We start from the raw sequence: 14391 nt of genomic DNA, 5'->3' as shown, positions 1-14391 counted from the left end.
GGCGTCGAGCACCTCGGCCGCCAGCTCGGAGACATCAGTCCGCCAGGCCTCCGGGACCAACTCCCACAACACCGGGCCGGTAAGGGACAGCGGTCCTGGTGTCACTCGGCCGGTTCTCGCGGCCTCGTCCAGATTGCCGGGTCTGAGCGTCAACTGATCCATCCTCCCCAGCCCGGCTGCGGGCTTGCGCGAGGTGTCCTGCCCGATGGGGCGGTTCACTGGTCCGTGGATGAGCGGATCTGCTGCCTGGCCCGGCGCCGTGCGTCCCGCAGCCGCTCGCGGCTGTCGTGGTGGCTGGTCTCGTCGGGGGTCCGGGGCGCCGGGCTGCCGTGACGGGTGTTGCCCGACTCCGCATGGGTGGGGGCGGTCAGATCGAGAGCGGCAGCGAGCGCCCGCAGGTTCGGGTGCTGGAACAGAAGGAGCGGGTCCAGCCGCCGACCGAGGACCGTGCTCAACCCTGCCCCGAATTGCAGCAGTGTGATCGAGGTGAAGCCGGCGTCGAAGAAGTTGGCAGTGGGGGAGACCGGGCGGCCCAGTACTGCCGCTGCCGTGTCCTGGAGTCGGTCATCGAGTGACACCGGGGCCCCGACGGAAGGAGCAGCCTCCGCTCCCGTGCCTGGGGCAGCGGGCTTGAGATTCGCGGACAGTTCCAGTCGGTCGACGATCGAGATCGTGGCAGGAAGCGCCGGCGCAGCGAGCACTTCGGCGAGATGCGCGCGTACGAAGGCCTCTTCTGGACGTGCCTCCGCAGCCCGGGGCTGTACCCACAGCCGTAGCGCCTGGTGGTCTTCGTCGCCGACAAGTTCGGCCACCGCCTCCGCGACCCCGGGACAGCCGCGTGCCGCAGCCTCGACCTCGTCGAGCAGGACGCGGTGGGAATTGACCAGAACCTGCCGATCGAGGCGACCGACCAGGTGGAGCAGCCCGGTCGAGTCACGCTGCGCGAGGTCGCCGGTGCGCACCAGACGGAAGGGGGCGGTGACGAACCGCTCGGGCGCATCGGCGAGGTATCCGGACGCGATCCACGGCTCGCCGACGCGGAGTTCACCGCGTTCTCCGTCGGTGCACCGGCGCCCGTCCTCGGTGATGAGCTCGACCCGTCTGCCGGGCAGCGGGCGACCGATGGGTACGTGGGAGGTGTCGGGGAGCGGGTCGTCCGGGTCGAGGCGGTGGGCGACCACCAGTTGCGGGAGCTCGACGCATCCGTAGCCGTTGACGATCACGGCTTTCGGGGCCCGCGACCTGATCAGCGCCGCCGTCGCCGTGGTGAGCGGGGCGCCGCCACAGATGACGAGACGCAGGTGGGGGAGGAGCTGGGTGTTCCGGTCCCCGCCGAGGACGAGCGCCAGCAGCGTCGGGGTCGCGCTGAGGACGCTGATCCGGTGGGCGTGCAGCCAGTGCGCCAGGCCGGTGAGGTCGGCCTGCTCACTCGGCGTCGGCAGGCACAGGCATGCTCCCGTCCGTACCGCGAGGCCGATGTCGCGCAGGGCAGGGTCGTGGGCGGGGCCGCTGAGCAGGGCGATGCGGTCGTCGGCGCTCACTCCGAGCCAGGTCACGAGGTCGGCGACTGCGGCGTCGGTCACGGGTGTCGGTATCAACACCGGGAGGGGATCCGCGGTCGTGCCGGAGGTGAAGAGCACATGAGCTGCCGACGGGAGGCCGTGCGCCTGCCGGGGTGGGGTCGGGAGCGCTTGCAGGGGGCCGTCGTCCAAGGGGAAGGCATAGGAGGCGTGGCTGCCGAGAGCCGCTGCGTCCCGGCGTGCCGGTGGCCATGCGGCATCGATCAGCACGGGGGTGACCTTGGCGCGCATGCAGGCGAGCAGCCGCTCGACGAAGAGCCGATCCCGTCGGGCGGGCAGGGCGACCAGGGCTCCGGGTTCGGTCGTTTCCAGCAGTTGCGCCGCGCGGGCGGTGACGGCGCGGTCGAGCGTGTGCCGGTCGACGACTCCGTCGCCGGTGTCGAGGGCGGGCGCGGAGGGCTGCTCGGCTGCCGTACGGGCGAGGAGTTCGACCGTCGACGGCGCATCATCGAGGGCGAATGGTGCGGTGCCGGGTCCGCCGGTTCGCGTGGACGGCAGGAGTTCGACGAGGCGGCGCTGCGGGTCCGTCGCGGCGGCTGAGCAGACCTGTGCCACCTGCTCGGCGAATTCGGTGAGGTCGGCGACCTCGTGGGGTGCTGATCCCTGCGGGGCGACAAGGTGCAGGCGGTAACCGGCAGCGGTGCGTTTGACGTACAGGCTGAGGTCGAACAGCGCCCACCCGGGTGCGAGGTCGTGTTCCGTGCTCGACTGCCCGCCGAAGCGTGCTGGTGGAGCTGCCCCGGTGAGGTCGTTGAACCACAGACGGACGAGGGGACTGCGGGACGTGCGGGGGAGCTGCAGGCGGTCAAGGATCTCGTCGTAGGTGGGCGTTGCGTGATCGACGGCGTCGAGGAGCGTGAGCCGTGTTGCCGTGCACGCGTCGAGGACGCTGCGCCCGTCGGCGGCGGGATGGCCAGGGTCCAGCAGCAGTGTGTCGAGGAGGAAGGCGACGGTCTGCTCGTCTGCGGGCTCCGCGACCCGTACGCTCGGCACGCCGACCACACCCGGGTCGCCGCCGGAGCGTGCAGCGAGAACCGATGCGGCGATGGTCAGGAAGAAGACGGCCGGCGTGACTCCGGCGCTGCGCAGCAACGAGTCCACGGCACGGCCGGCCCGGGGCGGGAGGTCGACGGTGAGGGTGGCGGCCCGGTGCTCGTCCGGCCCGGCCGGGAGAGGGGCGGGCGCGGGCAGCGCGGTGCGGGCAGCCAGCTGCTGACACCACCAGTCGAGGTCCGCTTTCCACCGCGCGGAGTCGACGAGGCCGCCTTGGCGGCGGAGGTGGGGGAGGAGGCGGGGGGCCGGGCGCGGCCACTGCGGTGCGGATCCGGCCTGGCGGGCCGCGTAGGCGGTGGCCAGGTCGTTGAGCACGATGTCCGACGAGCGCAGGTCGCTGATGAGGTGGTGCATCACCAAGGCGATCCAGGTGCGCTGGGTGCCGGGCGACCAGACGAGGCCGCACCGCCACAGTGGTCCGGCATCGAGGGGGATCGGCCGGTCGGCGAGCCGCCGCAGTGCGGCGTCGACCTGGTCGGCCACGTCGTCGTGTGACGTGCCGTGCACGACGTCGATCACGAGCGGTACGGAGACTGCCTCGTCGATGACGATCTCGGCACGGGCAGGTGAGGGTTCGACGACGTGGCAGCGCAGGGCTTCATGCCGGTCGGCCACGTCCGCAAGGGCGGCGCGCAGCGGTGCGGGTTGCACCTGGGCGTCGAGCGCGAGCACCCGTACGACGTTGTAGGCGGGGGAGTCCGGGTGGAGCTGGTGCCACGTCCAGATCCTGCGCATGGCAGGTGAGATGGGCTCCGACTTTGGTCGATGGCCGGCCGTGGTCTCCGGGACGGAAGGACGTGGGGCGGCCGTGGCGGCCGGGGCGGGTTCGTGCCTGGCCTGCTCGACAAGCGCGACGAGGTCGGTGAGTGAAGGATTGTCCCTGATGAGGGCGGCGAGGCTGAGTGTGGCATCGAGCTCGGTGCCGATACGGGCGATGAGTCTGGCTGCCAGCACCGAGTGTCCGCCCGCTTCGAGGAGTCCGGCATCGGGTCCGGTGTCGCCGAGCAGGTCGGTCCAGATGGCGTGCAGTCGACGGGCGAGACTGCTGTCGGGGCCGGTCATCGGTGACCTCCGGGGGCGGTGGTCGGATCCGCCTGGATCACGAGCTGTGCCAGCGCCGTCCGGTCGACCTTGCCGTTCTGGGTGAGGGGGAGTGCGTCCAGGCAGCCGAGATGGCTCGGGATCATGTAAGGCGGAAGACGGGATGCGAGCAGCTCGCGCATCTCGGTACTGGACGTCCCGGCTCCGCGGCAGGTGTAGAAGCCGGCGAGCGTCCGGTTCCCGTCACGGTCGCAGGTGACGACGACGGCCGACCGAACATCCTGCGCACTGGCCATCACGGCCTCGATCTCCTCGAGTTCGACGCGGTATCCGCGAACCTTCACCTGGTGGTCGATCCGGCCCAGCAACTGCATCTGGCCGTCCGCCCGCCAGCGGCCGCGGTCGCCACTGGCGTACATGCGCTGACCGGGCCGGAACGGATCGGGGACGAAGCTCCGTGCGGTCTGTGCGGGGTCTCCGTGATATCCGAGAGCGAGTGATTCACCGGCCGTGTAGATCTGGCCGACCTCGTCGAGCGCGGTGGGTTGTCGCTGCTCGTCGAGGATGTAGTAGCGCGAGCCCTTCAGCGGGCGTCCGTAGGGAATGCTCGGCCATTGCGGATCCACGGTGTCGATCTCGTAGAAGCACGACCAGATGGCGGTCTCGGTCGCTCCGCCCAGGTTGACGATCCGGACCTTGGGGAAGACCTCACGGGTTTCGTCCGGCATGGACACAGGGATCCAGTCTCCGGCGAGCAACATCAGGCGCAGCGACTTCTGTTGCTGACGGGGCGCGTCACTGTCGGTGAGGAACGGGAGGAGCCAGGCGAACATCGAGGGCGCCGAGTTCCACAGGGTGATCTCTTCGTCGAGCAGCACCTGCGCGAGCACTCGGGGTTCGGCGAGTTCGGTGTCGCCGGCGATGCGCAGGGCGCCTCCGGCGGACAGCACCCCGAAGACGTCGAAGATGGAGAGGTCGAAGCAGAACGACGTCACCTGCAGGAGTTTGTCGTCGGCCTGGACGGCGAACTGGTCGGCGGATGCCGAGAGCGTGTTGATCAGTGCGCTGTTGCTGACCGCGACGCCCTTGGGGCGGCCGGTGGAGCCCGAGGTGTAGATCACGTAGGCGACGTCGCCCGGAGCGGCCGAAACGGGCGGCGGGGAATCGGGCTGCCGGGCGAGGTGCCATCTGGTGTGAATGCGCTGGGCGGCCTGGTCTGTTGTGTCCGGCGGAAGGTCTGTTCGACGCAGTACGCCTGTCTGCCTGCCCGGCGTCGGAGGCTCGACTGCCCAGGCGTGGTCGGGTCCGTGTGGGACGGTACCGGGCAGGAGTACGGCGCCGCCGGGCCGGACGACCTTCGCGAGGGCGTGCAGCAGCGCGGGGGAGGGCGCCGCGGGCACGACGGCCACGTCGACGGTCGTCGACAGGAGCTCGTCGAGGCGTTCCGGGTGTCCGACGACAAGGTCGGCGAACACGCCGTGCTCCTGGGCCCACGCGGCCGCTGTGCGTACCGCGTCCGGGTCCGCGTCGACGGCGGTGAACAGGTCCACGTGAGGGGCGACCAGCTTCAGCAGGTCGCCCTGCCCCAGGTCGATCTGCAGTACGGTGCCCGGCTGTTCGGCCAAGACGTGATCGGCGATCGCTTTGAAGTCGCTCTCGGCGGCGGCTTGTTCCGCGGGCGGCGATGCGTGGCGTGGCTGCGGAGGACATTCCGTGTGGACGTCGAGGAGCACGACGTCGGTGAGATCGGGGCAGACGGCCGTGAGTTGCTCGAACAGGGCCAGGTCCTCGGCGAATCCGAGAAGGCAGCGGACCCGTGTCGAGCGCAGAACGTACGCAGTCCGTTCGAGCGGCCACTGGTCACTGATGGGCACGAACGCGGCACCCGCCAGAGCTGTGCCGAGTATCGCGACGACGGATTCTGGACGGCGTCGTCCGATGAAGGCCACCTGGTGTCCGGGTTCGATGCGGTGCTCGTGGAGCAGCCCGGCGACCTGTGCCGAGAGTTTCAGCAGCTCCTGGTACGTGTAGACGACGCGGTCCTTCTCCACGACGGCCGGTGCGTCCGGTGTCTGTTGCGCTGTCCGCGCGACGAGGCCCACTGCGGTGACGTCTTCGGAGACGGCCCGATCCGTGGCCGGGTTCAGCCCGGATGTCGTGACCGACTGCGAGGGACGGACGGCTGTGATGTGTGCCATTCCTGCCGCCACCGCGGCGCCGAACGCCGTCTCGTCCTCGTGCAGTGCGAGGTGGGAGCCCTTGACGCGGCTCTGCAGCGGATGCGCGCAGACGTCGTCCCAGGCCCGGAGCGACGGCTCGGGTACCAGCCAGTCGGAGTCGAAGCCGACGACGCAGGTCGGCACGGAGAGCGGGGGGCGTGGCCGGTGGCGGTAGCTCTGCACCACTGCGAAGTCGGCGTGCAGCGGCTCGGCGAAGAGTTCGGCCATGCCCGGGACTTCGAGCATCTCCGGGGCTGCGAGCCCCATCTCGACGGCTTCGCGGATGAATTCCCTGCCGGGGGGATGCGTCGTGACCGACGGGTGCCCGATCCCGCTCTGGGGAGCGCGGGTGCCGCACACGATGAGGCCCATGGGCGGAGTTCCCGCGTCGGCGAGTCGCGCGGCCGCTTCGTAGGCGAGCCACCCGCCCATGCTGTACCCCAGGAGCACGATCCGTTCCGCCGGCAGTTCCTCCAAGGCGTCGAGCAGCTCGGTGACGACGTCGTCGGCATCGCGCAGGCAGGGTTCGGACATTCGGGTGCCGTGTCCCGGCAGGTCGACGAGCACCAGCACGCTGTCGCCGTGCAGGTACCGGTGCAACGGACGGAACGCGCGCCCTGAGCCGCCGGCGTAGGGCAGCGCGATCACGAGAGGTCCGTCCCCGTCCGGATTGACCACGTCGCTGAACCAGGCTGACGAGAATGCGGTCATGCGGATGCCGTCCGATCTGGCGTCGTCAGCGGGGACTGGACCTGGGCGTCGTCGTGAACGACCACACGCAGTTCGCTGGTGTGGGGCAGACCGTCGGGTCCGGCGAGCCACAGCTCCTCCGGGGACGGAAGCATCTCGGTGAAGGTGATGGCGGCGTCGGCGTCGGCGGCGACGCTTCGGCGCAGGCCCCGCGCGAGATTGCGGAGGGACAGCGGAGCGTCCTGGTCGACGAGGTAGGGCTTCGGCTGGTCCGGCGTCCGGGCGAACACCCACCGCGGCATGCCCAGATCCTGCAGCCGCCGGCGCAGCGCGCGATGGCGGTAGTCGTTGTCGACCGTGTAGGGGAGTTCCGACACCGGCACGTGCCAGCTTTCGCGCGCGATGACCACGTCGTCGAGCAGCAGGCGGGGCTGGTGGCCGGCTCGGGGCCGGATGCTGAACCGGTTGGCGACGACTGCGGTGAGGAACTCGCCGAGTACCTCGGTGAGCGGCGCCCGCCAGTTGCCCTCGGCGGAGCGGACGAGGAGTCGGCCGCCGTCGTCCTGTTCGACGAGCAGTCCGGCCCCGGGCAGGGCCGTCCGGCCCGAGGGATGGCCCTCGTCCGCGGCCCAGGACCAGTACTGGTAGAGCTCGGGAAGGTCGAGGGCGAGGGGAGGGTAGGTGCGTGAGGTGACCGCTGGTGACGAGGCCGGGTAGACGGGCACGAAGCGGCCGTCCGGGAAGTCGGCTGCGGTCGCCGCACGCAGTTCGGCACGATCGTCGGCCTGGGTGGCGAAGGCGCGGTTCTCCAGCGTGTTGACGGCGAGGTGCAGCTCGCCGAGCACCCACTGCGGACGGTGGCCGGGGCGTTCGCGGAGCATCAGGTCCGGGCTGTGCTGCCGGGCGGCACGCCATCCGACCGAGCCGGCCGGGAACAGCTTGCGCACCAGCGGGGCCATCGCCTCGGTGGTGAGCCGGGCCGAGGACGCCGAGGTTTCGGCTGCGGTGGCGAGCAGTTCCGCCCAGCGTGCCTGGAAGTCGTCGGCGACTCGTGAGACCGCGGTGCCGGGCAGTCCGCTGAGGATGTCGCCGGAGGCCATCACCAGGTCGCACAGTGCCACCGGCCGCCCCGAGGCGGCCCGCAGGGATTCCGCGCGTGCTGCGAGGTCCCGCTCGAGCTCTGCTCCGCTCTCGCGTACGAGCCAGCGGGCGGTGTCCAGGAGGAGCCCGAGCGGGGTGCGGAGGTCGTCGATCAGGTCGACGCCTATGGTGACGTCGAGGTCCCGCCGGCAGTCCTCGTACACGATGCACCGCCCGAGGTCGCGATCGGGTTTGGCGCGCTGGTCGCCGACTCCGGCCAGGGAACGGAACTCCGCCCCCAGCCGGTCCAGGGCGTCGCGCAGCGCGATCGGGTCGCCGGCCGCGTCCGCGACGGCGTCGACGGCTTCGTCGAGACGGTCGAGTTCGGTCAGCAGGCCGCCGCGCAGCCTCTCGTCGGGGATCTGCGCGAGGTGCCCGCGCAGTACGTCTTCGGGCCGATCGGTGACCGGGACGGGCAGTCCGACGAGGATTGCACCGGTGGCTGCGAGCCGCTCCAGAGCCTGCTCGGCGGTCGGCCGCGCTTCGGAAGGTCCGTACGCGCTCAGCAGTTCACCCACCCGGCGCGGCCGATCGAGGAGAGCTGTCAACGCGGCCTCGTCGGCGTCGAGATGCTGCGGGCGGCGTCGTGGCCGGCGCAGTACTCGCCCGTCGAAGGAGCATGCCGGGTGGCGTCGCGCGATCAGGTGGGTGCGGAGTGCCGGCCGCGCGGCGAAGGCGCGTGCGATCGCATCGACGGCCCAGTGCTCGAAAAAGAGGCTGCGGCTGCGCAGGCCGGCGGTGCCGCCGGCACGGATTCCGGGGTGGTCGTCGCTGAACCGTGCCCAGGCCACCGGACCGAAGAATCCGATGGTCTCGTTCTTTGCGCAGTAGCGCTGTGCGAGGAAGGCGACCAGCGCTTCGCGTTGGTCCCTGCGGGAGAGGCGTCCGTCTCCGCCTGCGGCGAGGTCGGCGGCGAAGTGGCCCATCCAGTTCCGGATGAGAGCCGGATTCTGCCAGGTGACAGCCTCGAGGAAGGCCGGCTGCGCGACGACGGAGCGTGCTGCCGCTGCGGAGGTCTCACGGCTGCGGGCGTCGGAGTCGTCGTCCGCGCAGGAGGGGACCGCGAACGCGTCGAGCCATGAGATCGGCATACCTGCGCTGCGCAGGGCGGCCAGCCGCCACAGCGACCAGTCGTTGTGCAGCGTGAGGCGATGTGCGGGCCCCGTCGTGGACTCGGATACGGGGGAGGCGTGCGGTGCGACTGTCATCACCGCACCCGCTGGTCGATGACCTCGGCAAGTTCGGCCAAGGTGGGGGCTTCGAAGAGGAATCCGACGGTCAGCTCGATCTCGAACACCTCTCTGATCTGCGCCATCATCTCGATCGCGGTCAGCGAGTCGCCTCCCAGGTCGAAGAAGTCGTCGTCGGGCGCGATCTGGTCGTGCCCCAAGGTGCGCGCCCACAGGCCGCGAAGACGGTCCGAGGTCGAGGCCGGCGTCGTATCCGTCGGGGAACCGACGGCCGGTGCCGCAGGCCCTGTGGGCGCGTTCCCGGACCCGGCTCGCGGTAGCGGCAGGAAAGACACGGTGCGAGGGGATTCAGAGGTCGGCTGCCTGGAAGCGGGGTGCGCGGGAGACGGAACCGGAACCGGCACCGGCCGGCCGTTTCGGTGTGGGCGGACCAGCACCTGATCGGGGGTTCGGGAGGAGAGCAGGCTCATCAGGATGTCGGTTCCGACGGACGGGTCGATGCCTGCATGGTCCTGGCGGTCCGCCTCCTGGTCCTTCTGGTCATCGAGTTCGGCGCCGAATGCCGTCCGGTCCGTCCTCCGCATCGTGAAGCCTTCGACGGCGACGAGTACGAGGCCGTCGGAGCCGATCACGTCGATGTCTGCCACGAGCTGTCCGTGATGGGTCTCCTTCCTGCGGATGTGGACGGCGATCTCCTCCTGGAGCGGCGCGAAGACCGTGAGCGCGCGGTACAGGAACGGCAGATACGCCTCGTCGGCGCGATCCTCGGGGCCGGGCCCCGGGCACCCCCGCAGCGCGGAGGTGGCCAGGTCCAGCAGCGCCGGGTGCAGCGGGTGTGTGCGGAGATCATCGGTGAACTGCTGCGGGAGCCGCAGTTCGACCAGCCGCTCGTCCGCGCCGTCGCGGACGTCCCGGACCGCGTTCCAGCGCGGTCCGAGGGTGAAGGACCCGGCTGCGGATCCGGCTGTCGGACGCGTGGACTTGCGCAGCGACGCGAGATCGCAGGCAGGCGCCTCGACGCTCCGGCGTTCGATCCGTCCGGTGGCGTGCTTGACCCACCGCGCGGTCGTGTCGTCCGCAGGCTGGGACCGGACCTCGAAGCGGTGGCCGGCGCCGTCGGGTGCGAACGCGATGATGACGCGCCGCGCCTGGCGCGCGGTCAGGGGCGCGACGAAAACCACGTCGGAGAGCACTGCCGCGAGATCGGCGGCCGCAGGCACGGTGTGGTCGTATGCGCGTGTGACCATGTCCAGATGGGCGGTTCCGGGCAGGATGGGGGTGCCGTCGAGCCGGTGCTCGTCGAGCGCCCAGGTGTCCGCGGCGTCGAGCCTGGTCGTCCAGTGCAGTTCGCCCACCGCGGGCGCGCCGTTGGGCCGGCTGGCCATCCCGATGGTCGTCCAACTCGGGTAGTTGACGCTCAGCACCCTGCGCGCGGGGAACAGACCGGGACGAGCGCACAGGTCCATGACCCCGTTCGCCGCCGCGTAGTCCCCGCCGCCGACGAGGCCGTCGACGGCCGCGCGACTCGAGAACAGCACGGTCCAGTCGAGTTCGGGGCGGCCGGCCAACGCTTCCGCGACGGCGAACGTCCCGTGCACCTTGGGGCGCAGCACCTCGCCTGCCTGCGCCGGGTCGCGGACCTGCAGGATCCCATTGCCTGCCACGCCGGCGAGATGCAGCAGCCCCTGGACCGGCCCGAAGGCGGCCGCGACGATGTCGAGGGCGCGCCGCACCTGCCGCGGGTCGCCCACGTCGCACGCGAGGAGCCGGACCTCGGCCCCGAGCGCGGTGGCTTCGCGGACGGCGGTGGTGACGTCGGCCGACCAGGCGTCGACGGGCTCTTCGGCAGCGGGGAGGGTGCGGCCGAGCAGCGCGATACGCGGACGGATGCCCGTCGCGGCGATGCTGCGCATGGTTGCCAGGCCGAGCGCGCCCATCCCCCCGGTGATGACGTACACGCCCCCGGAACGGAGGGCCGATGTGCGGTCCGGTGACACCCGCAGCGGCGTTTCCCGGCGCACCCAGCGGCGACGCCCGCGCAGCGCGACGACGAGGTCATCATCGGCACGGCAGAGTTCATCCCGCAGTTCGTCGACGGGAGTGTGGGGAGAGAGGTCGATCACCTTGCAACGCTGCCGGGGGAGTTCGGCGGACAGCGTGCGCACCAATCCGTGGACGCTCGCCTTCACCGGGTCGACCGGGTCGGCTCCTGAGACGTCGACCGCGCCCGAGGTCAGCGCGATGAGCTCGGGGACACGACCCGTCCCGCTGGTCCGCAGCCCGTGTTGGACCAGCGCGAGTGCGCTGAAGAAGCTGTCGTCCAGCTGCTGTTGGACGTTGGCCGTGGTTGCCGGTGGCCAGGGAGCGGCGGCGACGGCATGCACCAGTAGGTCGGCCTCGATGCCGCGGCGGGCAAGTTCGTCGAAGAGCTGCTTGGTGTCGGCGGTGACACCCGGGCGGATCGCGAACTCGTCGCCGTCGTGGCGGTAGGCGTCGGCCGGACGGATCCGGATCGTGTGCATCTCGGCACGCTCGAGCGCGGCCACCACGTCGTTCGCGCGGTCCTCGGCGGCAGGGAGGAAGACGACGGCTGTGGCCCCTGCCCGGGTGAGATTCGGTGGTGTCGGAGCGGAGCAGGTCCAGTGCAGGGAAGAGAACGGGCCGGGCTGACCCTCTTCGAGGACGGCGCCTGAAGCGGCCGGCGGTTGTGCCGTGTGCGCTTCGCCGGGCGCATCCGGCGCCGTCATGACGTGGGCGGGGGCGTCCGGCGGCGCGTCGACCCAATGCCGCTTGCGCTGGTACGGATAGCCAGGGAGCGGGATCCGATGCCGGAGCGGAGCCTGCCCGACGGCTTCCCACGAGATGTCGGCGCCGGTCGTCCACAGGTGTGCCGCGGCGGTCAGCACGGCGGTCATGTCCTGGTGGGCGTCGTCGCCGGCAGCCGTTCCGCCTCGCCTCTTCGGCAGCGTCGGCGCTACGGCGACGGAACCGTCCCGGACCCGCTCGTGGCGGCGGGCCAGCTCGGTGAGTACCTGCCCGGGGCCCACCTCCAGAAGCACCCCGGGCCCGGTCTCGAGCAGCGCGTCCAGAGCGGTGGCGAACCGTACGGGCTCGACGAGCTGATTGACCCAGAAGGCGGGGTCGACAGCCTCGTCCGTGGAAATGACGCGTCCGGTGGCGGCTGAGTAGACAGGCAGGGCCGGTGGCGCCAACGTCACGCCGGTGAAGGCCTTCTCGAATGCGCGGGCGGCCTCCCGGAGCAGGGGCGTGTGGAAGGCACTCGATGTGGGCAGCCGGGTGCACGCGACACCACGGTTGGTGAGCTCCGCGGCCACGTCGGCGAGGTCGTCCTCCGACCCGGCCAGCACTACCTGGTCGGCTCTGTTGATCACGGCCACGGTGACGGTCCCGCCGAGCACGTCGCGGAGCGCCTCCGCACTGGATGCGGCAGCGAGCATGCCGCCGCCGGCGGGATGATCGCGCATCGCCCTGGCGCGGGCCAGGACGAGTGCGGCGGCAGCGTCGGGTTCGAGGACTCCCGCAACCGTGGCGGCCGTCAACTCGCCCAGGCTGTGGCCGAGGAGTGCGGTGGGACGGACTCCGGCCTGCTGCCACATGTGTGCCAGGGCGAGTTCGGTGGCGAACAGGAGAGGCTGCGCGAGGGAGGTCTCGTTGATGTCCAGCCCCGCGGTGCCGCGCCAGCAGTCGCGGAGCGGCAGGTCGGGGGAGTCCAGCCGGTCGAGCCATTCGTCGAGTGCCCGCGTGAAACTCGGCACGCGCCGGTAGAGGCCCTGTGCCATCTCCACATGCTGGGAACCTTGACCGGGGAACAGCAGACAGACGGAAGGCGGGCCCGTCAGCGGTTGCCGTGGGACGAGGATGCGACCGGTGTCGGCCGCCGTCATGGCGGTGGCCGCGTCGTGCGCGCCGGTGCACACGGCGGCCGCCCGGAACGGATGGGTCTGGCGGCCGTGCTGCAGGGTTGCCACCGCGTCCGCGAACACCTCTTCCCCCAATTGGAGGAAGGTATCGGCGAGGCGGCTGCGGACGGCCGGCTCGGCGTCCGCGGTGGGGCTCGACCAGACCACCGCACGCGGTTCCTCTTGATGGGGTGTGAGGGCGGGGGCGGGCGGCTCCTCCAGCACCACGTGGGCGTTGGAGCCACCGATTCCCATGGCGCTGACGCCCGCGCGGCGTGGCCGCTCCGGGTCCCGCGGCCAGGCAGTGAGCTGGTCCTGTACGCGGAACGGGGAGGATCCGAAGTCGAGCCGAGGGTTGGGCGACCGGTAGTTGATGCTGGGCGGCAGCTGCTCGTGCTCCAGTGCGAGTACCGTCTTGATGAATCCCGCCAGGCCGGCCACCGGCCCCAGATGCCCGATGTTGCCCTTCACCGACCCTATGGAGCAGCTGCCCAACGGGAGTTGCTCCTCGGCGAGGCTGGTGAAGGCGTCGGTCAGCGCGCTGATCTCGATGGGATCACCCACGACGGTGCCGGTCCCGTGCGCCTCGACGTAGGAGATGTCGCCCGGTCGTACATCGGCCATCGCCAGTGCTTCCATCACCACGGCACGCTGCGCGGCCGCGCTGGGCGCGCCGAAACTGACCTTGTCCGATCCGTCGTTGTTGATCGCGCTTCCGCGGATCACGGCGCGAATGTGGTCGTGGTCGGCGAGGGCATCGGGAAGTCTCTTCAGCATGACCGCACATGCGCCCCCGCCGAACACGGTGCCGTCGGCTTCCGCGTCGAAGGGCCTGCAGTGACCGCTGCGCGACTGGACTCCTCCTTCCGACCAGAGGTAGCCGTGGCCGAACGGGAAGTCGATGCTGGCCCCTCCGACGAGCGCGGTGTCGCAGTCGCCGACGCGCAGCGACTGGCAGGCCATGTGCAGGGCGACCAGGGTGCTGGAGCAGGCGGTCTGCACGGTCACGCTGGGCCCGTGCAGGTTGAGCTTGTACGAGGCCATGGTGGCGATGTAGCCGCCGAGATTGAGGGACGCCACATCGGAGAGGGGAAAACCCACCGCGTCCTTCTGGGGGCGCAGATGGTGTTCGTCGTAGAGCGGCGCGCCGGCCGAGGCGAAGACCGCGGTGCCCGCACTGATGGCGGTCGGGTCGTAGCCGGCATTCTCGATCGCCGAGTGGGCCGCTTCGAGGAACAGCCGGATCTGCGGGTCGCAGGTCTGCGCTTCGCGCGGTGTCATGGCGAACAGGTCGGCGTCGAAGTACTGCGCGTCCGGCGCCAGGGCGGCTGCCTTCACGTACGCCGTGTTGGTCACCAGTTCTTCGGAGACGCCGTGATCGCGCAGGTGCTCGTCGCTCAGCGCTGCCACAGACTCCTTGCCCCGGACGAGGTTCAGCCAGTAGGCGTCAACGCAAGACGCGCCGGGGACCCGTGCCGCGACCCCGACCACCGCGATCTTGTCGTCATCGTCCACTGAGGCCTCCTCGATCAACGACGTGCGACCTCTTGGAAGCTAC

General features: G+C 70.8%; 4 protein-coding genes. All 4 read right to left on the bottom strand.

Annotated elements, in window-relative coordinates; genetic code table 11:
* Positions 1-215 precede the first annotated feature (215 nt).
* Genes VIU94_RS19605 through VIU94_RS19590 form a run of 4 tightly spaced genes read right to left on the bottom strand, consistent with a single transcriptional unit; the run spans position 216 to position 14348 of the window.
* Positions 216-3695 (bottom strand): AMP-binding protein, encoded by a 3480-nt coding sequence (locus VIU94_RS19605; protein ID WP_331913127.1) that lies wholly within the window; start codon positions 3693-3695, stop codon positions 216-218.
* Positions 3692-6604 carry an AMP-binding protein gene (locus tag VIU94_RS19600; protein ID WP_331913126.1) on the bottom strand — a complete coding sequence of 971 codons (2913 nt, stop codon included), beginning with the start codon at positions 6602-6604 and terminating at the stop codon, positions 3692-3694. Before VIU94_RS19600 ends, VIU94_RS19605 begins: the two co-directional genes overlap by 4 nt.
* Positions 6601-8931 carry a lantibiotic dehydratase gene (locus VIU94_RS19595; protein WP_331913125.1) on the bottom strand — a complete coding sequence of 777 codons (2331 nt, stop codon included), beginning with the start codon at positions 8929-8931 and terminating at the stop codon, positions 6601-6603. The genes VIU94_RS19600 and VIU94_RS19595 overlap by 4 nt, the downstream gene beginning before the upstream one ends.
* Positions 8931-14348: a type I polyketide synthase gene (locus VIU94_RS19590; protein WP_331913124.1), complete on the bottom strand. Its 5418-nt coding sequence runs from the start codon at positions 14346-14348 to the stop codon at positions 8931-8933. The genes VIU94_RS19595 and VIU94_RS19590 overlap by 1 nt, the downstream gene beginning before the upstream one ends.
* Positions 14349-14391 lie beyond the last annotated feature (43 nt).

The organism is Streptomyces sp. (genome assembly GCF_036566765.1).
Taxonomy (GTDB): Bacteria; Actinomycetota; Actinomycetes; order Streptomycetales; family Streptomycetaceae; genus Streptomyces.
The sequence above is the reverse complement of the archived record's forward strand: the minus strand, read 5'-3'. Positions and strand labels throughout refer to the sequence as shown.